This window comes from Paraglaciecola sp. 20A4, assembly GCF_011378905.1.
Taxonomy (GTDB): Bacteria; Pseudomonadota; Gammaproteobacteria; order Enterobacterales; family Alteromonadaceae; genus Paraglaciecola.
On the sequence record NZ_WTPY01000007.1, the window covers coordinates 19,776 to 42,633 of the forward strand.

Genomic DNA, 22,858 nt, shown 5'->3' on the forward strand with positions numbered 1-22,858 from the left:
ACTGATGTCTAAGGACTATATGACGTGCAAGTTAAATGCTTAAATCAAGTAAGTTATAGTCTTTTAGCTTAGCAAGAGTATCTGGCTGCCAGCTAAAATCTGTACTCGAATGAGCAAGGGGCTTATAACTATAGGGGGTTTCATTGGGATACTGGGCACGTCGTGCCTCAATAGCATAACCTATCGCATGTGCACGTTTTTCGATCATATCAGCATCATAAATCGCTGCCTCGCTATGTATGCCAGCTCCTTTTACATCGAGTACCGATGAGCGTTTATGAAAGCCAAAGTTAATGGTAATGCGTGGTTCAAACCCGGTATTGGCAAATGAGCCATGCACTAGTTGACGGTTGCAGATCACTACATCCCCGGCATTACATATGATAGGTAGGGCATCAGGTAGGCGCTCGCTGCCTGCATCTACAACCATTTGCTTAATATTTTGGCGCCCTAGAACATGCGAACCTGGTACAACCCAAACGCCGTTTACAGCTGTGCTTCCGTAAGCTTGAGCCATAAAGTTAAAGCCGTGGATTTGTGCATCGAATGCTGGAGTATCCCAATGGGTATCACCGTCTTGGTGCCAAGATACTGCCGCACCTAGACCGGGCTCTTTGATAAATAAGCATTCATGAAAAGGGGCGAAATCTTCGCCATTGATAGCTTGCGCCACTTTTAATAACTCTGGATGAGCATAAGTGCGTAAACAGGCGGGTGAAAATTGTAATGAGCCTAGCAGTACAAAAGGTGACTCTTCTGGGGCATCGATTGCTGCCGTTGGTTCAAATAGTTTGACTTGGTGTCGGCCATTGGCAATAGGGGTGCCTCCAAGCGGATCACCAAGCGGCTTAGCCCACAACAAATTAGGGGCTTTACAATCTACCCCGAGAGCGGTCTCACCCTTAGCGTTAACCTTATCACCGTTCTTAACGGCAAAGCGTTGCTTTAACTGGGTTAGGTCTTGTTCAATATCGCTCAACTCTTGTGCATCCAGCACGTTTTCAAAGATATAAAAACCGTATTTAAGGTACGCCGCACGAATCTCACTGCTTAGCTGCCCGTCGGCTTCAAACAATATTGGTCCTCGGTTTGGCAGTTCAAGGGATTTTTGCTGGCCGTCGATCAGGTATTGACGCATCGCGTCAGCGTCGTTGCCATAGTGGGCCGCGCAGGCTTCGATAGAATCGCTAATGTCTGTGAACATGATGTATCCTTATATGTAAATATTTAGTTAACGAAGCTATTCTTAATCCTTTGTAAATTTTATGCAATATAAAATTTAATATATGTTAAAGTTTACTGTGTGGAACATATGAGCTAGATGTTATGAAACCAGTTAGAGCGCAGGGCGGAGTGGCAACACGCACCGCCAACAAATTGAAACGCAAACAAACTATCCTCAATACAGCTAGGGATATTATTGCTAGTGGCGGGTACGCCTGTTTCACCCTTGCTGAATTGGCCAGTCAAGCAAATGTGACAGTGCCAACCATACATAATTTAATTGGCAATAAATCTGAGGTGCTTAAACAGTTGGTAGTAGACATGGTCGAGCGCACTGAAAAGGTGCTATCTTCCACCGCTTTTAGCGATCCTATTTCAGCCGTAGAGTCATTCACTGACAATTTAATGTCGCTTTATCAAGATGATGAAGCTTTTTACAAAGCGGCATTTGTAATTGGTGAACAAGAATCCATGTTCGAACATGGACATTCAGGTGGTATTTTTAAAAAGTCACTTAAGCTTGCATATCAGGTTTGCCTTGATGCAAAAGAACATGGTTTCCTCGCTGGAAACATCAATAGCGAATTGCTCGCTGATAGGCTATTTGCTAATCAACGAATTGCACGTTACGACTGGATGCACGGCTATATAAATTTGTCTGAGTATCGATGTCAGATGATTTGCGGCATGTTGTTAACGTTTTCTGCTGATGCAACGGACCAATATCGCCCAATACTGATAGCCAAAATTAGTCATATCTTCGCACAAAGCGCTAAATAATAACGGTGTTTACTAGGATGGTTAATATCCTGCTTAAGCACACGGTAATACACGTGAATACAGTTTAGGTCAATCGAGATGAAAGATAATCAACCACTGGTTTTTAGATAGGGATTTTCTCGGTAGGGCCTACACCATTGCAACAAAATTAAAGCGTAATTAATCAACTTATTACCTAGTGTAAATAATCTAAACATAACAGCAATACGACAATTCAAATTGCGCGCTTTATACTGGCCTTCCCAATTAATTTATTAAAGCATGCATCTAGCCCTCAAACCGCCTGCAAAGAAGTTTCACGATTTTTGGGTATGGATATAACCGCTACGGTAAGACGGTCATTACCGACGCTTGACGGGCAATCCAGTGCAACAATTCTAAAACATTTAAAGGTAGTCTAAATTGTTTCTTAAACGACATACCTAATTTGATCGTTATCATGTTCGTAAACAGTAATGCTCTTTAACCATAATATGGCATATGCCATATGCCATATGCCGTTGTTTTAATTATCATCAGTAGGTTAAAAGAGACATCTGTTTTAACTCGTCCTCGAATGAACGTTTAAATATCAGCAGAGTATGAGTGCCGCTCTACTATGATCAAGTGGCAGAAAGATCTAGACGATTGGGCGCATTTCTTTTATACATTAAAGGGGGGGTATTTGAGTAATATGCTTAATGGGGTGTCAAGTAAAGGTATCTTGCTTGATGAAAAATTATTTGCGCGAACAGTAATTCAACTCAAATCCCAAATGACGAAAGACGCCTCAGCGACTACACCAAAACGGATATATGTGTGAAATGAAACAATATTTACAGGTTTGTGTATATGTTCTAATTGGTTTTTTGCCTGCGTACTCATTTGCGGATACCTTTAGCGCTCATTGTCGTAATTATCCGCCTGATTTATTCTTTGATGGAAATAAGTGCGTTGGTATCATACCGGAGCTGGTTACAGATATCTTTAGTGACCTTGGGCATGATATTATCTGGTTAAACGCACCGTGGAGTCGCTCCTATCGAGAAGCTGAAAAAGGCAATGTAGACTTGATGATCCGTCATTCAATGATTCCAGAGCGACGATCTGTTTTGCTTCCAATTACCTACGGCTACGATATTCGATCCCTTTCTTTTTATAAATCGCCAAATTTTAAAGGTGATATAAAATCTTATGAGGATTTAGAGAAAGTTAATGTCGGTGCTATTAGAGGCGCGTATTATTCCCCCCGTTTTTCGAATATTGTCCCAGTAACACTCACGTTAGTGGGCGAAACGAAGCAGTTATTAGAGATGCTCGAACGTGAGCGAATTGATATAGCAGTAACATCAGTGTCCCAAAGTGCAGCGTTATTTGCAGCACGTTTTGAGAAGGCTACTTTTGTTGACAGCTTTATTAATCATTTTTACATCAGTATTCCTAAAAAATCCAAAGCGGTCGGTATTTATGATGCTGTGTCTGAACGAATGTTGGAATACCGAAAAAGTGGCAAAATAAATCAATATTTTGAACGATATGGAGCTAAGCCGCCGCAGCAAATTTATGAATGAACTTAGTGTTTGAATATAGGTGTTAATACTAGGAACATTATTTTGCTGGTTATCAGGCAAACTACTTGAAAATAGAGTTAGCCTTACTACAGGGGACTGCTGATTTCTATGCGTTATACATTTTGCCATCAAGACCAACAGGATATCATTCACCCAGTTGTTGTTGCTTGGCACGGCCTCCAGAAAATTTCAGCGATACTGAATAACTATTTCCGATCTTTGAACTTCAGCGTAACGAAAAATAATATAAAGTAGCAGCCAAACGCAAACCAATAGGGCAGCGCGCCATCTATCGAATACAGATAGGTGCCTAATAACGGGCCTACGGTGAAGCCTAATGGAGGACATGCGCCAGCGACACCAGCGACGGCACCTTGCTCTTCAGATGATACAGCAACTGAGGCCCCAGCCATAAAGCCGGGTCCGGCCAATCCCATTCCTGAGCCCAAAATACACATGGCTAGCATGTACATATTCTGTGTTTCGCTGATAGCCATAATGGCAAACGCGACCATCATCATGGGCATTGATATTCTAAGCAGAACGAACGGTCTCACAGAAAGCCGCGGTATGACCAACAATTGCACGAGCAAAGCTGCGGCGGCTGAGAACATCATACTAATACCGACAATTTTTGCCGTTTGGGTGCCATCGAGCCCTAGCATATCTTGAAAACGAAAGGCGATCGTTTGCTGCACAATAGCAAACCCCATAAAGAGCATTACACCCGCCACCACCAATGGAAAAATTCTAGGGTCGGTGTACTTAAGCTTTTGTGTCTTTCGAATATGGATAGGTTTGGGTAAAACGGGTAGGGCGTAAACAGCGAGTACCCCGGCAGCCACCGTTAACAACACCGAAAAATATAGGGGGGTGATCAAGCTAATACCAGCAAGTAAGCCCCCTATAGCGGGCCCTAATATAGATCCAATGTTAGTTGCCGCTCCAAGTGCCCCCATGCCCTTTATACGATCTTTTACGGTGGTAATATCCGCCATATAAGCATTTGCAGAGGGGGAAACCGCAGCCATAACGGTAGCATTTGCTACGCGAGTAGCAATCAAAAGAACGAGGGCAACGATAGGGATAAGATACCCCAGTAAAGCGGCTTGAAACACACCGGCAAACAGCATAGTGCCTGCCGAGTAACCAAACAAACCAATTAACAGCACCTTTCGTCTACCCCATGCATCGCTGGCACGGCCCCAAAGAGGGCTGATCAGAAATATGGTCAATGAAGACGACGAAATAATGGCGCCAATTTGCACTTCTACCAAACCAATTTCGCGTCCTAAAGGCGCAAGTATGGCGAACAATACAGTTTGTGCAAAACCCATAGCAGCCACGGCGAGAAGCAGAGTACGTTTAGCTAAGGCAGTGGATGCTTGAGTCTGGTTCATAGTGTTCACTTGTGAGTTTGGCTTTTACGATTTAGTCTTAAGACAGAGTCGTAAGCGCTTCGCCTGAGTATTGCTCGAGTTCTTCAAGCTTACCGTCACGAATTTTATTGGCCCAATTAGGATCTTGTATCAAGGCACGACCAACCGCAACTAAGTCAAACTCACCTTTGTCCATCCGTTCAATCAAGTCATCGATTGAACGTGTATTTGAGCCTTTACCCGCAAAGGCACTGAAGAAATCTTCATTTAACCCTACAGAGCCTACCGTGATTGTGGGTTTACCAGTAAGTTTTTTAGTCCATCCGGCTAGGTTAAGTGAGCTATTGTCGAACTCATTTTCCCAATAGCGGCGTGTGGAACAATGGAATATATCTACTCCAGCTTCATTCAGTGGCGTTAAAAATTCTTCAAGTAGCTGCGGCGTTTCAGCCAATCTGGCGGTGTAATCTTGCTGCTTCCACTGTGAATAGCGAAATACAATCGGGAAATCAGGCGAGGTCGCTTCGCGGATACGCTTGATAATCTCTACAGCAAGGCGACTACGATTAGCCATGCTGCCGCCCCATTCATCGGTACGCTGATTCGTGCCACTCCAAAAGAACTGATCAATTAAGTAACCGTGAGCACCATGAATTTCAACGCCATCGAAACCAATGCGCATCGCATCAGCCGCTGCGTTAGCAAAGCCACTTATAACGGTTTCAATTTGCGCGGCCGTCATGGGTTCAGACACTTGTTTACCTGGAGCAAGCAAACCTGAAGGACCGACACTGGGCAACTCTGGATAAGGTGCTTTCTTAGGTGAACGGGCCATACCCACGTGCCAAAGTTGAGGCATAATTTTACCGCCTGCACCGTGTACTGCTTTAACAGTTTTTTCCCAACCTGCAAGGGCTTGCTCACCGTGAATTTGTGGAATGCGTTCACCCATGGTCGCAACAGGGTCGTTAATGGTGGTGCCTTCAGTAATAATTAGGCCAGTTCCACCTTCTGCGCGGCGACGATAATAGTCAGCCACATCATTGGTAGGAATACCACCAGGTGAAAACTCACGGGTCATTGGAGCCATCACAATACGATTAGGAAGGGTCAAGCCTTTAAGGCTGAACGGATTAAATAACGCATCTACATTTTTACTCATGTTTTATCCTTTTAATTTTTCAATTCAATAGGGTGAGTTAATTCGTTTAACCGCTTCGAGTTCGCTCGGTTCGGCGCTTACAGCGCGTATTAAAGAACGGATCATCACTGCGGCTAATTCGTCAATTTCTCGGGTAACTCCCAGTAAATGAGCTAAATGTAATGAGATTAGGCCGTGTAAACCTGCCCACAGTACATAACAAATATTTATGGGATCGCCCGTCATGCAGCCTGCTGCTAGGCCATTATTAACGATGCGGCGCATAGGTTCGCCACTGCGTAATATTTCTGCTTCAAGTTCACTATATTGAGACGGTTCAGGCTGAGCGACGGTATACATGACGCGATAAGAATCTGGATTCTCAATGGCAAAATGAAAATAGGCACGGCATAGCGCTTCTAATTGCTTACTAGGATTCAGTTCTTGCATTAACGCCCCTTCAAGGGCGTCAGCAATTCGGCCAAACTCCCTTTGGCGAAGCGCAGCAAGAATGTCCGCCTTGTTTTTAAAATACCGATAGGGTGTCGTACGACTGCAACTTAAATCGGCTGCCAATCCCCGTAAGGAGATCCCATCAACGCCATGTTTGGCAAAAGACGTCAGCGCGTGATCGCACATACGGTTGCGAAAACACTGTATTTCATCATCTGATAATACTTTAGGCATGAAAACTCTTGGCTGATTGTTGTTAGCACATCATCGGCATACGTTTCTTTTTAACACACCCTGACTGGTATCCCTCGGATGAAGATGATTTAACCTAGGCTGAGAGCCCACATAATATATTTTATATTGACACTGTCAATTTTAAAAACATTATGGCGCTAAATAATAAAATGTTGAAAGTATTTAGAGCCGAATATGCGTAGCGTGCGAGCTGATCAAATTTGGACCATCAATTTTAAGGGGCAAAATCGAGGGAACTAAAATAAGAACTTTTTTTAAGTATCTTCGTATCATAATGGTATCAAGTGAGAGCGAATGAGCAGCTAAATGGGTCACAGTCTCGTGCTTGGCAATCATCTTAGAACTCATTTTAGTACTCATATAAGGACCTACAATGAAATCTGTATTAGCAAAATTTGTTTCGGTATTTTTAACCCTTTTTATCGCTGGGTGTTCAGTAGTTGGTCATAACGGAGTCGCCTCGGCACCTTATACGCTGCTAAAATCCGATGATAGCGAAAAAATAGAGGTGCGTAATTACGCTTCAATGGTATGGGTATCAACGAGCATGTCACAGGGGAGCGGGAGTAGTGCGTTTAGAAAATTGTTTGCTTACATTGGTGGTGAAAACGAAGGAGCGACAGAGATAACCATGACTGCGCCAGTTATTATGAGCGATAAAGAGTCGTCAGGAAAGGGCACTAAAATTGCCATGACGGCCCCGGTATTTATGGACGATAATGCGTTAGCTGCTAATGGCAACGCAGTGATGTCATTCGTTATGCCCAATGATTTCACTTTGCAAACAACCCCTAAGCCTACCAATACGGATGTTGTAGTAAGCGAGGTCAAAAATTACAAAGTGGCGGTAATTGAATTTAGTGGCAGACTTAGCGACAGTAATATCAAAAAATATACAGAACGTTTAACTAACTGGATAGATACCCATGGTTACACCGCCATAAGTACTGCTATTAAAGCCGGCTATAATGGGCCGTTCACCATTCCTATGTTTCGTAAAAACGAACTACTGATAGAGATTAAATAGTGATGGGGGCTAGCGTCTATCGTAGGTTTAAGTCACGCGACGTGTAACCTACAGCCTGATATTACTAAGCGAGTATTGATACGTATCAGTTCATTATTGCAAATAATTGATTACACTCTATAAACAAGTGATGTACTAGGTGGATTCAGTGGAATACTTGCACGTCTTAATGGCCGGTTTAACGGCGATTATTCTGTTTATTTTTGGATTAGAGAATTTTTCTAAAGAAATAGAGCGCCTTGCTGGAGATCATTTTAGAAAGTCGTTAAGTAACGCAACCAAGTGGCCAATTGTTGGCGTCATTATAGGTGCGCTTGTCACCATGGTTATTCAATCTAGTTCTGCAACGTCTGTGATTGCCATTGGACTGGTTAATGCTGGAGTGTTGTCTTTTAAAAATAGCGTCGGCATTATCTTTGGTAGCAATATCGGAACGACCGTAACGGCTCAACTTGTCGCTTTCAAGATGACTTATTTCGCTCCGGTATTTATTATTTTGGGATTTTTTGTCAGTTTATTGCGTTCGCGTTATTCAATATTTGGCAAGGCTATCTTTTACTTCGGATTTGTCTTTTTTAGTTTGAACCTGATTTCCTCAAGTCTTGAACCTCTACAACATTCTCCCGGCGTACTTAAATTTTTAACTGAGGCACATAATCCTTTGTATGCTATTGCGCTTGGCTGTTTATTTACTGCGTTAGTGCAATCGAGTTCTGTTACAACCGGATTAGCCATTATTTTGACTCAGCAAGGGCTGGTTAGCTTAGAAAATGCTGTTCCATTGATAATGGGGGCGAATATAGGTACCACATCTACTGCACTTATCGCTATGTTCAATATGGATGTGTCCGCTAAAAAAGCAGCCTTGAGTCATTTTTTGTTTAATGTGGGTGGAGTCATGCTATTTACCCCATTGTTATTTTTATTTGGTGACAGGCTAGGCCAGTTCAATCAACACCCTGCGATTGCGCTTGCCAATATTCACCTTATTTTTAATCTCACTACCAGTCTTATATTTACTCTAGCAATAGGCCCATTTACACGGATGGTCGATATGCTACTTGGGGAGGGTAAAATGGATTTTGAGCGATTAAATTTACCGACTTACGATGAGCAAGATGGTTTCGCGGAAATCGAAGATAAATTTACTCAGGCACAGGTTAAGTTATTTCGATTTCTTCAAGAAAACTACAATACGGTAACGTTAAGTATCGAAACAAATTATGAAGGCGTTTATGAAGCAGCAGGTAAGCGACTAGAATACACCCAGTTTGTAAAAAATGAATATCTGCACTACTTCTCAAAAGTGGTTAGCGCGATAAAGCAAGAAGACGAGTCGAAGCAACTGATGACCCGTATAAATCGCTTTGACTATTTATTTCAAATACACGACTCAATTAATGACCTGTTTGATTCTAAGCGCATTATGAAAGAGCAATACATCGAGCTCAAAAGCGACGTTTTGCTTATTGTTAGAAGTTTATCTAGCCAGACATTAGAATATTTTGATGATATTGGTGATGCCATGGAAAACAAGCAAGCTATTAATGCTAAGTTGCTATCAAAAGCGTTACAGCACAATATTGATGACGCTAATCGGGCTCTACTGTTGTTACTTATTGACCCCAAACGGGAAGACGCGGGGGCGTTAACTAACTTTGTTACCTATTCACAGCGAATGAAAGACAAGTTATACAACTTCGCCTCACTTACTCTTGATCAAGATGGCGCCAGTAACTCCCTCGAAAAATCTCACGAACCCGGGTAAATGGAAAGGTTATCTATTATGTGCATCACGTGTATTCAGCACCTGCTTAAATCACTTAATGAATATTAGTACTGGTTAGATATTTACGGTATGGCCAATGTGGTTAGGCTTGTATAATAGGTTTTCGCTATAAAAAAACCGCAGTTAAGCGGTTTATATATCAAATTGAGCGTGGTTTTAGCGAAAATTTATTCGCTTGTTTTATCTTTATTTTCAACTTTATCGTCGGCTTTTTTAACGCGTATTTTATTTGCACCTAAGGTATGGCTATTTAAGTTAATAGTTGCGGCTTTTGCGTCACCTATTTTTGGCATTTCAACAAAACCGAAGCCCTTTGAGCTTTTAGTGGCTGGGTCTTGCACGATAGTGCATGATTGCACAACACCATAGCCTTCAAATAATGTGCGTAATTCGTCTTCGGTGGTCGCTCTATCAAGGTTGCGGATCAATAATTTCATAGTAATACCTTTCAAAAATATAATACCTATATGGTAACAGCCTTTCAGTGGTATCCGTATGTGTTAATTGTGCCAGCGTATTTATGCTCTAAACCATAAAGAAAGATGCAAAGCAATTGTTGATACTTAAAGCGCATAAAAGTGCATAGAAGCGCATATTGATCTTGCGCATCAGGGTGAAAATTAGTGGGTAGGGGGATTGTCCGCGAAAAATAATTTACCTGAAAGCAGTAATATGAATTGGTTATATGCGCAGCTTTTACGTTAGCGTTGCCGCTATAATTAGCAATATTTAATATTACACCTTGCTGTTAAATATCGTTAACGTGCTGTTTTATTTTTTTGCTTTTACCTTTCTTAATTTCACTTTAGTCTATTAATTTAATACATTTAAATGTTTTTAGCCGCTTTTTTTGAGTTTTAATGATTTATTTGAATTTATGTTTTTTCGGTTAATTTCGTCGAACGTGAATTTTAAATTGATATCTCTCAGTCTCCTGTTTGAACTTATTTTTAAGTCGTAAAATAAAAAATTACGCTATAAATTTATGAAAAATTAGGGGCTAGTATTTTTAAATTTGTTGTCCTATTATCCGCATTCGCTCTCGGGGCGCCTCTTTTGGCTGAGATGTAGCAATACAAACCCGTAGAACCTGATCCGACTAGTATCGGCGTAGGAATGAGCAGCACATCTCTGTTTTGGGATGTTTGTTTTCGTTTTCCGCGCGCCTGTATTTTTTTAAGGAAAACAAAATGAACACTATCCTTTCTTCCAGTGAGGCGGTTGCTAACAATCACGTTAGTGCAACTACGTCATCTGAAAGCCAAAAAATTACACGCACACCTCTTCCCGCCAGCAAAAAAGTATATGTGGTATCACCTAACGATCCGTCTATTCGTGTGCCTATGCGCGAAATTAGTTTAACAGACGGCACTTCGGTTACCTTGTACGATACGTCTGGTCCATATACCGATGAAACGGTAGATATTGATGTAAACAAAGGCATCGCTGACGTGCGAAGTGAGTGGGTGTTATCCCGCAAAGACACCGAGCAATATCAGGGCCGAGAAGTACAACCCCAAGACAATGGCCATTTCAGTCAAGAGCGAGCTTTTCAATATTACAATGATGACTTGCAGCGCACACCAAGGCGTGCTTTGCCAGGCAAAAATGTTAGCCAAATGCACTATGCCCGTCAGGGGATTATTACCAAAGAAATGCAGTACATTGCCGTTCGCGAGAACCAGGCGCGGGAAGCCCTAAGCAATGAATTCACTACGGATGAGCGAAACCAGCGCTTAAAAGGCAACTCTCTCGGGGCCGATTTGCAACCCATCACCCCAGAATTTGTACGCAAAGAAGTGGCAGAAGGTCGCGCGATTATCCCTGCTAACATCAATCATACCGAGCTTGAACCTATGATCATCGGGCGCAACTTTCTGGTTAAAATCAATGGCAATATTGGCAATTCAGCGCTGCGTTCATCCATTGAAGAAGAAGTCGAAAAGCTGGTGTGGTCAATTCGTTGGGGTGGCGACACCATTATGGACTTATCAACGGGAAAAAATATTCATTCAACTCGGGATTATATCGTGCGTAATTCGCCGGTGCCCGTGGGCACTGTGCCTATTTACCAAGCGTTAGAAAAAGTAAAAGGTGTCGCTGAAAACCTCACATGGGAGGTATTTCGCGATACCTTGATTGAGCAAGCTGAGCAGGGCGTTGATTACTTCACTATTCATGCCGGGGTGCGCTTACACCATATTCCAATGACGGTAGAGCGCGTCACTGGGATTGTTTCCCGTGGAGGTTCAATCATGGCGAAGTGGTGTATTGCGCATCATCAAGAAAACTTTCTGTACACCCACTTTGAAGATATTTGTCACATTATGAAAGCCTACGACGTAAGCTTTTCACTCGGTGATGGATTACGCCCAGGTTCATTAGCAGATGCCAACGATGAAGCTCAGTTTGCGGAGTTGATGACCCTAGGAGAGCTAACCAAAATTGCCTGGAAGCACGATGTGCAAACCATGATCGAAGGCCCAGGTCACGTGCCTATGCATATGATCAAAGAAAATATGGATATGCAACTTGAGCATTGCCATGAAGCACCATTTTATACCCTTGGTCCACTAACTACCGACATTGCCCCTGGGTACGACCATATTACTAGCGGCATCGGAGCGGCGATCATTGGTTGGTATGGCTGTGCGATGTTGTGTTATGTGACGCCCAAAGAACATTTGGGGTTACCTAATCGTGATGACGTGAAACAGGGAATAATGGCTTATAAAATTGCAGCCCACGCTGCGGATATTGCTAAAGGTCATCCGGGCGCACGTTATCGTGATGATTTATTGTCCAAGGCACGATTTGAGTTTCGTTGGGTTGACCAATTTAACTTAGGATTGGATCCAGACACAGCGCGAGAATTCCATGACGAAACTTTGCCTAAAGACTCCGCCAAAGTGGCACATTTCTGTTCTATGTGTGGGCCAAAATTCTGCTCAATGAAAATATCTCAAGAAGTACGGGAGTATTCAGCTGATCTTAAAAATGCTGAAATTGAGGCTGGTATGGCGCAAAAGTCAGCGGAGTTTACCGCCTCAGGCGCCCAGATTTATGTTGCTCAAGCGGAATAAGCAAGGTGAGCGAAAGTCATCAGGGTAAAATACGTATTGCCATTGTTGGGGCAGGGATCATGGGTCGAACACTGGCTTGGCAATTACTCAATCAAGCCAAATCAGTGGCTATTACAGTGTTTGACAAAGATCCAATTAGCCATGGCGGAGCAGCGGCATATACCGCTGCGGGCATGTTGTCGCCATACAGCGAATTGGAAAGTACAGAGCTGAGTATTTTTAATATGGGGCTGGCGTCATTGACGCGCTGGCCTAGTGTGATTGCGAGCCTATCGAAACAAACGCACAGACAGGTTGACCTATTTTCTATTGGCACAGTGGTGGTGTCACATCAACAAGATCAGGTGGACTTTCAACGTTTTCAGCAACAAGTAGCCATGAAACTACCGGATTACATTCATGATGATATGGGGCGACACATGCAGCTCCTGAATCAATCGGCCCTTGGTCAACTTGCGCCGCAATTAGCCAAGCGTTTTGATTACGGTGTGTATTTACCCAATGAAGCTTGGCTAGATAATGGCCAAGTTATGGCTACGTTTGGCGAGTACCTGCTTAACGCTGGTGTTGATTGGCAGGAAAATAGCCATGTTAGTCATATTGAAAACTGTGTTCAGCAAGACCAATCATTTGGCGCAACAGTATGCGTGGCATCCGCTAAGCAGACGTTTGATTACGTTATAGATTGCCGAGGCATTGGGGCTAAACAAGATATGCAAGGATTGCGAGGCGTAAGAGGAGAAGTCATCACTTTGCATGCACCGCAAGTTACACTTAAGCATGCTGTGCGACTTATTCACCCCAGATACAAGTTGTATATTGCGCCGCGACGAGATAATCACTTTGTGATTGGGGCAAGTCAAATTGAAAGCGAAGATGATGGACCTATCAGTGTGCGTTCTGCTCTTGAATTACTGTCGGCTGCGTACTCCATCGACCCCGGCTTTGGTGATGCTCAAATCGTTAAGTTAGCGGCGAATTGTCGCCCAGCTTTTAGCGATAACTTACCGAGAATTTCCTGCAAGCAGCGTGTTATACATATAAATGGTCTCTTCCGCCACGGTTATCTTTTGGCTCCTATTATCGCCGAACAAGCCTGTAAACGGTTGTTCCAAATTGATTTTAAATCGCCCTTTACGAATCTAATTGAGGAGGTTGCATGTTGACCATATTATTCAATGGTGAGCACTATCAGGTTAAAAGTGCAGCACTGAAATATGTATTAATTGAGTTAGATGCCCCAGCACTATGCGCAGTAGCAGTGAATGGTCAGTTTGTACCTAAAGCAGAGCACGAAAATGTCATGCTGAGGGATCAAGATACCCTTGATGCCTTCACGCCCATGCAGGGGGGATAATTATGAGTTGGCAACTTGCTGATGTGATCCTCAATAGTCGGTTTTTAATCGGTTCGTCTATTTACCCTTCGCCTTACATTATGAGCCAAGCTATCAAAGCATCATCTGCCGAAGTGGTGACCGTATCACTTCGTCGTCAATCACCTGAATATAAAGGTGGTGATGAATTCTGGCAGCATATTGAACGCCTGAACTGCCATGTTTTACCCAACACAGCAGGCTGTTATAGCGCTAAAGATGCCATAAATACCGCTAATATGGCACGAGAGTTATTTGCGACAAATTGGATAAAGCTTGAGGTGTTAGGGGACGAGTATAACTTACAGCCTGATCCCTTTGCGCTATTAGAGGCCACTAAGGAGTTAATATCCCAAGGCTTTCAAGTGTTCCCATATGCTACGGACGATCTTGTGCTCGCTGAGCGCTTGGTGGCGGCAGGTTGCAAAATTGTTATGCCCTGGGGAGCACCTATTGGCACAGGCAGAGGATTGATGAATCCTTATGCCTTAAAAACGCTTAGAGCGAGATTACCCGACACTATCTTGATTGTTGATGCAGGAATCGGTGCGCCATCTCATGCGGCAAGCGTCATGGAAATGGGGTTTGATGGCGTGTTATTAAATACCGCGGTTGCCGAAGCGAGTGATCCCAGTCTTATGGCCAGCGCATTTCGTGATGCAATAATTGCGGGTCGTGCTGGTTTTGAGGCGGGGATAATGCAACAACGGGACTTAGCCAAACCTAGCACGCCAGTGTTAGGTACACCTTTTTGGCATCAAACGCTGCCCATACGTGAGGGGCGATAGATGATAAGCAGCTTAGCTGATGTCAGTCATCCATATACGAAGGCAAGTAAACCATCGGTATTAACCTTTTCGGGTAGCGATAGTGCTGGGCTTGCGGGTATGCAAATGGACGTAAAAGTACAACATGCTCTTGGCGCGCATTGTCTGAGTGTGATTACCGCCGTTACTGCGCAGAACAATCAGCAAATGTTAGCAATACAAGCCATTGACCGTGACATGTTTAACGCGCAGATACGCGCGCTGTCGGTATTTTCTGCTAGGGCTATCAAAACCGGTTTAATCGCAAATAACGAACAAGCGCACATTATTGCGCATACCCAACAAGCCCTTGGTATCCCGCTTATTTTCGATCCTGTAAGACAGGCAACAAACGGCGGCGCTCTAAGGACTGATAGTAGCCTGAACAAAGATACGATTAGCGATATAATGTTACCCCACTGCACCTTAGTTACACCTAATATCCCAGAAGCAGAAAAGCTCGCGGGTATATCAATTAGAGATGCTATCGATATTAAAAATGCCGCTCAGATGATTGTCGCTAAGGGTGTCAAGGCTGTCTTAATAAAAGGCGGGCACGCAGCGAACGATGGACACATAGTAGCGGACTATTTTTGTACATCTGATGAACAATTTTGGCTTAAAAACGAGCGAGTTGAAACACGGCACACTCGCGGAACAGGTTGTGCCCTTGCATCAGCCATTGCCAGTTGTTTGGCTCTGGGGTATTGCCTTAAAGATGCACTGGTAATCGCTAAAATGACAATTACTCAAGGCTTATTAAGTGCAAAAGGACTAAGCATTGAAAAAGGTATTTCAAGTGGCTTTGAAAAAGACAACGAAAATGAGCTAGCAAAAGGTCCGGTGAACGTGCAGGCCTTTCCAGACAAAGAAACAAGCTTACCTATTTTACTTTTTGATGCTCAACATGATGTATGTTCTTCTGAACACGCAAGTAAACATCAAATATTACCGCCATTTCCTGATATTGGCGACACACCTTTGGGTTTATACCCTATTGTTGATCGCGCTGCATGGCTTGAAACGTTGTTACCCTTGGGGGTGAGCACTATCCAGTTAAGGATCAAGGATTTAACCGGGCAAGCTCTTGAAGATGAAATATCTTTAGCCGTTTGCATTGCCAAGCGCTTTCAGTGTCGATTATTTATTAACGATTATTGGCAATTGGCTATTAAGCATGGTGCATATGGTGTGCATTTGGGTCAAGAAGATCTGATACGAGCGAAGAGTGATAGGGTTAAGCAAATTACGCAAATCTATGCTGCTGGGCTGCGGCTTGGTATTAGTACTCATTGTCATTTCGAGGTCGCTACGGCCCATGGATTTCGACCTTCTTATATTGCTTATGGGCCGGTATTTGCGACTAACAGTAAAGATATGCCTTGGGTGCCTCAAGGGTTAAAAGGGCTCGAATACTGGCAGAAATTGCTAGATTATCCGCTTGTCGCCATAGGGGGTATTGATCAACTAAGGGCGCAAAAAATCCATGCTTTAGGCGTATCGGGTATTGCGATGATAAGCCAAATTACCCACGCGGAGGATCCGATTGCCGCCACAAAAGCTCTGTTGGCGATTACACAAAAATGAGTATATTTAGTGCAGGTGAATGGCAACAATATCAGCGCCACGTGCAGTTGCACGAAGTGGGTGTTATCGGTCAGCAACGCTTAAAAAATGCGCGTGTCTTGATTGTTGGCGCCGGTGGCTTAGGATGCCCCGTCGCGCAGTATTTGGGCGCTGCTGGGGTGGGGCATATTACTTTGATTGATAATGACCTTATTGCACAATCAAATTTACACCGCCAAATACTGTTTGGGTATAACGATATCGGCCAAGCTAAAGCTCAGGTGACGGCTAAGCGCCTGATGGCAAATAATCCATTTATCGAGGTTCAAGCAATTGTGACGTATTTGAATCCACTCAATGTAGAGGAGTTAGTCACAAGCGCGGATATTGTGCTCGATTGCAGCGATAACTTCGCTACTCGTTTGCTTATCAATCAAGCTTGTGTGCACTTTAAAACCCCTTGGATATATGCCAGTGTCTTAGGTTTGAACGGACAAGTTGCTCTGTTTACTGCTGAAACTGCCTGTTTTCACTGTGTGTTTCCTGAGATCTCTCCTGATATACCTGATTGCAATGGGGCTGGGGTGCTCAGTACCGTGCCGGGGTTATTGGGTATTGTACAGGCCAATACTTGTCTGCATTTTTTACTCGGCACTGTAGAGGCGTATCAAGGCAAGTTGCAGCTTTATGATGGTGCTCGTAATTATTTTCGGGCGATTGCGCTGGCAAAAAATGAGGAGTGTGCATGTTGCGGTATCACAACAAAACATACTCACGGTCAGCGTCTTCTCAACAGACCAACTGGCACTGCTGTACCTGATGCTCATACAAAAATTGATACCATGGCGCTAAGCAAAAATAGCGCATCACAAAAGCGCGTATGTGAAACCAACTTACAGTCGGATACATTAACGCCAGAGGTTTTTGTTCAAAGGCTTTCCCAAACGAACAATCTATTATTAATTGATGTGAGAAGTCGATTGGAGCATCAAGGTTTCAACATAGGGGGGCAGTGCATGGGTGATAGTGGCGATTTCATAGACGCCGTCAGAAAGTCATTCCCTGATGTTATTCGCCCAATATTTCTGTATTGTCAATCCGGTGTACGCAGTAGCAAGGCTGGTGAAAATTTGCGTTCACTGGGCTATCTTCGAGTTTATGATTTAAAAGGTGGCCTAGCAGAGCTGCTGACTCATGAGCATTTACGTGAGAATTTACTATAAGCTAGAGTCGTTTTTACTATCACTCAATAATCGGTGCTGTTCACTACCGCGAATAATGACAGTTATGATTAACTGCAAATAAACGATTTGAGCATCGACTTGCAAGGCCAATCTTTCAACAACTCCTAGGTCGAAACTATCTTTTTTATGGGCCGTTAGGTTATAAAATTCAACTAATCGTATTTGATCAACTCCGAACTACCGACCACACTTATTGCTCATTACCGATAATATGAAGAAGAACTAGAAATGAGTAACCCAGTCGGATGGTTTGAAATTTATGTGAATGATATACAAAGGGCAAAACTATTTTATGAAGCGGTGCTAAAGGGACGTTTAGAGCCGTTAACCGTCCCTTCAGACGATCCTGCCCAAATGTGGGTATTTCCTTCTGATATGGAACATTACGGCGCATCTGGTGCGTTAGTTAAAATGGATGGTGTCACCGCCGGTGGCAATAGCACGCTGGTTTATTTTAATTGCGAAGACTGTGCCATTGAGGAAAGCCGCGTTGAAGAAGCTGGTGGTAAAATTGAAAGGGCAAAAATGTCAATAGGTGAATATGGCTTTTGCACCCTTGCAACTGACACTGAAGGTAATATGTTCGGCCTACACTCTGAACTATGATAAGTGATAAAAAAATGGCTCGGCTGTTATCGGTCGAAACTCGATCAAGTTACGTAAATAATATGAGTATAAAGGCGCTGTTTTAGAATGTAGCGCTCTTCCTGTATTTATTTTGCGCAGATTTAAAACATAGCTTTTGTGAAGTGTAGCTGCTTAATACTCTAAATTATTACGTATGTGGGTGGGCATGGCTTAGCGCCAAGGATTGTGGTTGAAACTTGATTGCCTATAATTAAGTTGTGTAGGTTTTATAACTTGCTAGGGTAAATGAGTTGTAAGGCCCAATGCCAAATTCGTCTGGCTAAAAAATATGAAAAGAGCTCGTTATCCGTAAGCTACGTTTCGCTGGGTTAATGCTGGGTTGTTTGCTAGTATAATTTATCCACATTTTTAGATGAAATATACTGAAAAATTCAACCAACAAAAACCACGAAAACGACGGTGATGCTGACTCGGCTGGTAAGCTAAATAACCTATCCTTGCCTTTCAAACCGGTCAAATATCTCTCTCAGCCTGGCCGTGCTCGCAATGCTATTTTGATATGGTTACTGGTATGTGCCATCAGTATTGCTCTCAGTACCCTTACACGTTATCTAAACTGGACTGGTATTAATCTCAATGTATTTGGGATTACCTTACACATGACAATCTATATTCCAACCTTGATCTGTATTCCCATTGTACTTTGGTATGGGTATTTATGGGGAGCAATTGTGGCTTACTTGGCCAGCTTTACTGTAGCGTTGGTAGGGGGGATGCCGTTGTATTGGGCGTTAATTTTTGCATTTTCTAATCCATTAGGATTATTGATGTATTCGCTGTTTTATCGTGTGTCTCAGCTTCGCACTGACATGCGCGGTTCGAACGCTATTGTTGGTTTCGTACTGATCTCATTGCTGGCTTCACTAGCCGGCTCTACTGGTTCTTTTATTTGGACTCACACCAATCAAATTGGCATCCATCAGACGTTTGCCGTTTGGCAAGGTTGGTGGTTGGGAGAGTGGCTTCATTCCTTACTCATTGTTTTACCAATACTATATTTTTCAAGCTCTTATGTGCAAGCGTGGCTTCATCCTTTAAAAGATAAAGACGCGGTCTTTACGAACACCCGAAAGACAGTCACAGTGGCGATTTCGAGCTTATTGGTCGTACTAGTCGGGTACGTTTTGACGGCTAGGATGTTCAGTGTCAAGCAGGCTGAAGAAGCCATAAAATTAATAGATCAACCACTTATATCTGAACACATTTCTAATGCCGTTGATGGAATGTCATATCCTTTATTTGTGCTAATCGTAGTAATGCTCGCAATGGCGTTTTTAGGCTATCAGGTTGTTTTATATTTTAATCGAGTGTTGCTAGCGGCTAATGAAAAATTGTCTGAACAGAATATTACACTTGAATCACTCGCCAATGTCGATAGTTTAACGGGCATATTCAATCGCCGCAAAGCGATGGAGTTTTTTGAACTCGAATTTTTAAGGGCAAAACGAACGCAAAAATGGCTATGTGTCATGATGTTAGACGTAGATCATTTTAAGTCTATAAACGATACGTTCGGTCACCTAGTAGGTGACGAAGTACTCGTTGATATTGCGAAGCAAGTCAAAGCCAATTTAAGGCCCTATGATCTAGCTGGACGCTACGGCGGCGAAGAATTCATCCTCGTACTGCCCAGCACTTCTTTGGATGAAGCAGTTCAGGTTGGTGAGCGTATTCGCCAAACGATAAAAGACGCCATCATCGAGATAAATGGCCTGGAAATCCATGTGACGATGAGTATTGGTATTTCGTCTTACCACGAAGATGATTCAAACTCTGCGCAATCATTAACGCGTGCTGATGACGCATTATTTAGAGCCAAGCGTGCTGGACGTAATTGTGTCGTATTTTAATATCTATTGGGAAGTGACTACCGAAAAGCCGTGTAATCGACCCGCCGATAATAGATTGACCCTACTGGGTAGTTGATTAGTTAGTTAGATAGATAGAGCTATGAACGAATTGCAAACTATCAGTGGGACAAATATTAAATACATCTTAGAACGTAGCAGACACTAAAATATAACGCATAAATTCCCTACGGATCATATTATGTATAACGAGGCTTGGCACTTATCAAGGGGGCAAATGGGCTTGGGTAAATTTATTCTGGACTAATTTTATAGCGCCTTCTAAAGCACTATTTTCTCTTTCTTCAACATGAGAAGATAATCATTTATTTAACCCAGCAAGTAAAATTATGAACATATTTTCCAAGTTTATTTTAATCACTACGTTATGCTTCATTCACGTAGCAAAAGCGGATGAAGATTATACTATTGATGATGATAAAATACTGATTACAATAGTCCTCAAACATCAACAAGACAAAAACCTAACTGAGCTGCAGGCAAAGATGGATGAGAATCGATTTTGGCAGTCTTTTCCTCCCAAGGGTATGGAAGTTGATTCATGGTACGTCATGATGGGACTAGGGCAGGTGATAACAGTAAAGGTCCATCCAAAAGATTTGCGAACACTTAACCTGGCCGTTGAAAAATCGGCTTGGGGTATTTTTGAAACTGATATTTATCCTACCTATGAATTTAAAGCGATAGCTGAATCGATTAAAGGGAAAAAAGCCGTAGAAGAAAGCAAATAACGTTGAGTTTTTACCTAGCAAGTCAACTAACTTGCTAGGGCATATCTTGCTCGTTGTTTGTTCATATACGTATCACTGCGCCGATTCTTTTATAGTCAGCAACCGACTTGCGTTAATCGCAGAGGTGATTGATAAGCGCGATAAGCTTATCTGGATCGACTGGCTTTTGCAGCACGTTGCAATTGCTCAGATTGTTGTTGTCAATTTCCTCTGTTGATGCCTCCCCAGTGACAAGTATAGCGGGTAGATTAGTCCCCGTTGCTATCCGCACTCGGTCAATGACCTCGATACCATTGTACTTAGGTAAACGGTAGTCTGAAAGGATGACATCAGGACGAATACCGGCGTCGACGATGGCGAGAGCGTCTTCGCCAGATAAAGCACTGTGTACTTTCATACCACACACGCTTAATAACATAGTCGTTGCATCTAAAACTGCCGGATCATCGTCAACAAACAGGACTACGGGATCGTGGCCACTAAGCTCTATTTTCTTGAGCACCTCTGCCTTAGTGTTCGTATTCAGTTGACCAAGAGGAACTGCTACTGAGAAGGTTGACCCATCATTTGGCACAGACGTAACATCGAGTGAGTGATCAAGTATTTGGCTTATTTGTTTAACGATTGACAAACCCAAGCCCAGACCCTTGCGCCTATCTCGCACTTGATTATTAACTTGGTAGTACTCTTCAAACACACTCTTAATATGATTTTCTGGTATTCCAATACCTGTATCGCTTATTGCTACTCGCACCGAGTCTCGCTCACGCAGACAATTGATCCGCACATGACCCTGTTCGGTATATCGGATCGCGTTTGTTACCAAATTTTCGATAAGGCGCTCTAGCAATCCAGGATCCGTGTGAACGACAAAATCTACTGTATCGCACTCAAGTTGAAGCCCCTTACTCTGGGCCTGTTGAATGTTGTTAATAACAACTCGCTCAAGTAACTCTTGTAAGTTGACGTCGCATAGATCTGCGGTGATCGACCCGCTATCGAGCTTCGAAATATTCAGAAGTGAATCAATTAGTTCTCCCATTGTACTGAGGGATTGACGCATTTTATAGATTATATTTTCTTGTTCTGATTGAACCGACAGTTTTGACAATGCCGCCAAATATAACCCTAATGATTGTAAAGGTTGACGTAAATCATGGCTCGCTGCGGCTAAGAAACGTGTCTTTGTTTGCGAGGCAGCTATTGCAATTTTTTTAGACTTGTCTAACTCTGCTGCGATAGCGGTGCGTTCGGTCACATCAAAGCCAGTGCACAACATACCGGTGATCTGGCCATTCGCTTTATCCAGCGTTTTGGAGTGCCACTCTATAATGCGTTGCTCGCCATCCTTAGTCAGGATCGAATTGGTATATCCGTCATTAAGACCTTTACTCATGACTTTGTTAAAAAACTCACGAATGGCTACTCTGTCGTTTTCCGGAATAAATGTCTCAAACCAATCCACGCCTATTATCTCGCTCGCGACATAACCTGTTAGATCTACGAAGTAAGAATTACATTGGGTGACTTGTCCCTTAGAATCTAGAATGACAACAATTCCGCGGATCATTTCAAAGGCATCTTTAAAAATAATACTATTTTCTTGCAAGGGCATTAGTGCTTAGTAACTGAATAGAACAATCAATATATGCAACATAACAGTTTGTGTAATTAATGTCGTGTTAGATAAGAGACTTGCTTTTTCATTTGGGGGATGTCCATATTTATCTGATAAATTTGGTAGCAAAAATATCTGGATAACAGATAAATAGAGTAAGTGGAGGTCGACATGCTAGAAAGTGGTTTTTTACTATTGGATTAAGCTTTGCTGTGGGTAATAATATACCACTGTTTTTTATTGGTTTAGTTATGCGATTTCACATCCTGTTTTTCTCTGTAGTCTTGGGTTTTTTCTCAGCTTTTTCGTCTGGACAGGAGG

At 42.8% G+C, this 22,858-nt stretch carries 19 protein-coding genes and 1 riboswitch; of the genes, 13 read left to right on the forward strand and 6 right to left on the reverse strand.

Translation table 11 applies throughout. From position 1 onward, the window contains the following. Positions 1–31: 31 nt before the first annotated feature. Positions 32–1,204 carry a phytanoyl-CoA dioxygenase family protein gene (locus GQS54_RS09490; protein ID WP_166423764.1) on the reverse strand — a complete coding sequence of 391 codons (1,173 nt, stop codon included), beginning with the start codon at positions 1,202–1,204 and terminating at the stop codon, positions 32–34. A 122-nt stretch (positions 1,205–1,326) separates the two neighbouring features. On the opposite strand from GQS54_RS09490, the gene GQS54_RS09495 reads away from it, so the two are divergent. Beyond that, on the forward strand, positions 1,327–2,004 hold the full coding sequence (locus tag GQS54_RS09495) for a TetR/AcrR family transcriptional regulator (protein ID WP_166423765.1): 678 nt from the start codon (positions 1,327–1,329) through the stop codon (positions 2,002–2,004). Between the two features lie 803 nt (positions 2,005–2,807). Next, entirely contained in the window at positions 2,808–3,554 is a 747-nt protein-coding gene (locus GQS54_RS09500) for a transporter substrate-binding domain-containing protein (RefSeq protein ID WP_166423766.1), read from the forward strand. 206 nt (positions 3,555–3,760) lie between these two features. On the opposite strand, the gene GQS54_RS09505 is transcribed toward GQS54_RS09500, so the two are convergent. From GQS54_RS09505 to GQS54_RS09515, 3 genes are read right to left on the reverse strand one after another with little or no spacing between them, the layout of a single operon-like run. Further along, positions 3,761–4,954 carry an MFS transporter gene (locus GQS54_RS09505; protein WP_166423767.1) on the reverse strand — a complete coding sequence of 398 codons (1,194 nt, stop codon included), beginning with the start codon at positions 4,952–4,954 and terminating at the stop codon, positions 3,761–3,763. A gap of 37 nt (positions 4,955–4,991) precedes the next feature. Further along, positions 4,992–6,095 (reverse strand): NADH:flavin oxidoreductase, encoded by a 1,104-nt coding sequence (locus GQS54_RS09510; protein WP_166423768.1) that lies wholly within the window; start codon positions 6,093–6,095, stop codon positions 4,992–4,994. A gap of 24 nt (positions 6,096–6,119) precedes the next feature. Next, complete coding sequence (locus GQS54_RS09515) at positions 6,120–6,761, reverse strand: TetR/AcrR family transcriptional regulator (RefSeq protein WP_166423769.1); 642 nt, start codon at positions 6,759–6,761, stop codon at positions 6,120–6,122. 394 nt (positions 6,762–7,155) lie between these two features. Here GQS54_RS09515 and GQS54_RS09520 point away from each other — a divergent pair, with 394 nt between their 5' ends. Both GQS54_RS09520 and GQS54_RS09525 read left to right on the forward strand, forming a co-directional pair. Then, positions 7,156–7,809 (forward strand): heme-binding protein, encoded by a 654-nt coding sequence (locus GQS54_RS09520; RefSeq protein WP_166423770.1) that lies wholly within the window; start codon positions 7,156–7,158, stop codon positions 7,807–7,809. Positions 7,810–7,957: 148 nt separating this feature from the next. Next, positions 7,958–9,577, forward strand: a complete 1,620-nt coding sequence (locus GQS54_RS09525; protein ID WP_346766564.1) for a Na/Pi symporter — start codon at positions 7,958–7,960, stop codon at positions 9,575–9,577. A gap of 188 nt (positions 9,578–9,765) precedes the next feature. Here the strand turns inward: GQS54_RS09525 and GQS54_RS09530 are convergent, their stop codons facing one another. After that, positions 9,766–10,035, reverse strand: a complete 270-nt coding sequence (locus GQS54_RS09530; RefSeq protein WP_166423771.1) for an RNA-binding protein — start codon at positions 10,033–10,035, stop codon at positions 9,766–9,768. Positions 10,036–10,631: 596 nt separating this feature from the next. Further along, positions 10,632–10,732: riboswitch (TPP riboswitch) on the forward strand. A 56-nt stretch (positions 10,733–10,788) separates the two neighbouring features. Between GQS54_RS09530 and thiC the strand changes: the two genes are divergently transcribed. The 9 genes from thiC (at position 10,789) to GQS54_RS09575 (ending at position 20,919) form a co-directional block, all read left to right on the forward strand. Continuing rightward, entirely contained in the window at positions 10,789–12,681 is a 1,893-nt protein-coding gene (thiC, locus tag GQS54_RS09535) for a phosphomethylpyrimidine synthase ThiC (RefSeq protein ID WP_166423772.1), read from the forward strand. A 5-nt stretch (positions 12,682–12,686) separates the two neighbouring features. After that, entirely contained in the window at positions 12,687–13,847 is a 1,161-nt protein-coding gene (gene thiO, locus GQS54_RS09540; protein WP_166423773.1) for a glycine oxidase ThiO, read from the forward strand. Next, positions 13,841–14,038: a sulfur carrier protein ThiS gene (gene thiS, locus GQS54_RS09545; protein ID WP_166423774.1), complete on the forward strand. Its 198-nt coding sequence runs from the start codon at positions 13,841–13,843 to the stop codon at positions 14,036–14,038. Before thiO ends, thiS begins: the two co-directional genes overlap by 7 nt. Positions 14,039–14,040: 2 nt before the next feature. Then, positions 14,041–14,844: a thiazole synthase gene (locus GQS54_RS09550; RefSeq protein ID WP_166423775.1), complete on the forward strand. Its 804-nt coding sequence runs from the start codon at positions 14,041–14,043 to the stop codon at positions 14,842–14,844. Continuing rightward, the gene (gene thiE / locus GQS54_RS09555) at positions 14,845–16,449 is read left to right on the forward strand and encodes a thiamine phosphate synthase (protein WP_166423776.1); all 1,605 of its coding nucleotides are present in this window, start codon (positions 14,845–14,847) and stop codon (positions 16,447–16,449) included. Further along, a complete protein-coding gene (locus tag GQS54_RS09560) occupies positions 16,446–17,651 on the forward strand; it encodes a ThiF family adenylyltransferase (RefSeq protein WP_166423777.1) in 1,206 nt (401 codons plus the stop codon). Before thiE ends, GQS54_RS09560 begins: the two co-directional genes overlap by 4 nt. Before the next feature lie 249 nt (positions 17,652–17,900). Beyond that, positions 17,901–18,278 carry a VOC family protein gene (locus tag GQS54_RS09565; protein ID WP_166423778.1) on the forward strand — a complete coding sequence of 126 codons (378 nt, stop codon included), beginning with the start codon at positions 17,901–17,903 and terminating at the stop codon, positions 18,276–18,278. A 641-nt stretch (positions 18,279–18,919) separates the two neighbouring features. Next, positions 18,920–20,170, forward strand: a complete 1,251-nt coding sequence (locus GQS54_RS09570) for a GGDEF domain-containing protein (RefSeq protein WP_166423779.1) — start codon at positions 18,920–18,922, stop codon at positions 20,168–20,170. Between the two features lie 347 nt (positions 20,171–20,517). Next, the gene (locus tag GQS54_RS09575) at positions 20,518–20,919 is read left to right on the forward strand and encodes a hypothetical protein (RefSeq protein WP_166423780.1); all 402 of its coding nucleotides are present in this window, start codon (positions 20,518–20,520) and stop codon (positions 20,917–20,919) included. 112 nt (positions 20,920–21,031) lie between these two features. On the opposite strand, the gene GQS54_RS09580 is transcribed toward GQS54_RS09575, so the two are convergent. Then, positions 21,032–22,528, reverse strand: a complete 1,497-nt coding sequence (locus GQS54_RS09580) for a hybrid sensor histidine kinase/response regulator (RefSeq protein WP_166423781.1) — start codon at positions 22,526–22,528, stop codon at positions 21,032–21,034. Between the last annotated feature and the right edge of the window lie 330 nt (positions 22,529–22,858).

What these genes read in the sequence shown, in the direction of transcription:
- GQS54_RS09490 (WP_166423764.1), bottom strand. Translation starts at nt 1,204, where the DNA reads ATGTTCACAGACATTAGCGATTCTATCGAAGCCTGCGCGGCCCACTAT.
- GQS54_RS09495 (WP_166423765.1), top strand. Translation starts at nt 1,327, where the DNA reads ATGAAACCAGTTAGAGCGCAGGGCGGAGTGGCAACACGCACCGCCAAC.
- GQS54_RS09500 (WP_166423766.1), top strand. Translation starts at nt 2,808, where the DNA reads ATGAAACAATATTTACAGGTTTGTGTATATGTTCTAATTGGTTTTTTG.
- GQS54_RS09505 (WP_166423767.1), bottom strand. Translation starts at nt 4,954, where the DNA reads ATGAACCAGACTCAAGCATCCACTGCCTTAGCTAAACGTACTCTGCTT.
- GQS54_RS09510 (WP_166423768.1), bottom strand. Translation starts at nt 6,095, where the DNA reads ATGAGTAAAAATGTAGATGCGTTATTTAATCCGTTCAGCCTTAAAGGC.
- GQS54_RS09515 (WP_166423769.1), bottom strand. Translation starts at nt 6,761, where the DNA reads ATGCCTAAAGTATTATCAGATGATGAAATACAGTGTTTTCGCAACCGT.
- GQS54_RS09520 (WP_166423770.1), top strand. Translation starts at nt 7,156, where the DNA reads ATGAAATCTGTATTAGCAAAATTTGTTTCGGTATTTTTAACCCTTTTT.
- GQS54_RS09530 (WP_166423771.1), bottom strand. Translation starts at nt 10,035, where the DNA reads ATGAAATTATTGATCCGCAACCTTGATAGAGCGACCACCGAAGACGAA.
- thiC (WP_166423772.1), top strand. Translation starts at nt 10,789, where the DNA reads ATGAACACTATCCTTTCTTCCAGTGAGGCGGTTGCTAACAATCACGTT.
- thiS (WP_166423774.1), top strand. Translation starts at nt 13,841, where the DNA reads ATGTTGACCATATTATTCAATGGTGAGCACTATCAGGTTAAAAGTGCA.
- GQS54_RS09550 (WP_166423775.1), top strand. Translation starts at nt 14,041, where the DNA reads ATGAGTTGGCAACTTGCTGATGTGATCCTCAATAGTCGGTTTTTAATC.
- thiE (WP_166423776.1), top strand. Translation starts at nt 14,845, where the DNA reads ATGATAAGCAGCTTAGCTGATGTCAGTCATCCATATACGAAGGCAAGT.
- GQS54_RS09560 (WP_166423777.1), top strand. Translation starts at nt 16,446, where the DNA reads ATGAGTATATTTAGTGCAGGTGAATGGCAACAATATCAGCGCCACGTG.
- GQS54_RS09565 (WP_166423778.1), top strand. Translation starts at nt 17,901, where the DNA reads ATGAGTAACCCAGTCGGATGGTTTGAAATTTATGTGAATGATATACAA.
- GQS54_RS09570 (WP_166423779.1), top strand. Translation starts at nt 18,920, where the DNA reads ATGACAATCTATATTCCAACCTTGATCTGTATTCCCATTGTACTTTGG.
- GQS54_RS09575 (WP_166423780.1), top strand. Translation starts at nt 20,518, where the DNA reads ATGAACATATTTTCCAAGTTTATTTTAATCACTACGTTATGCTTCATT.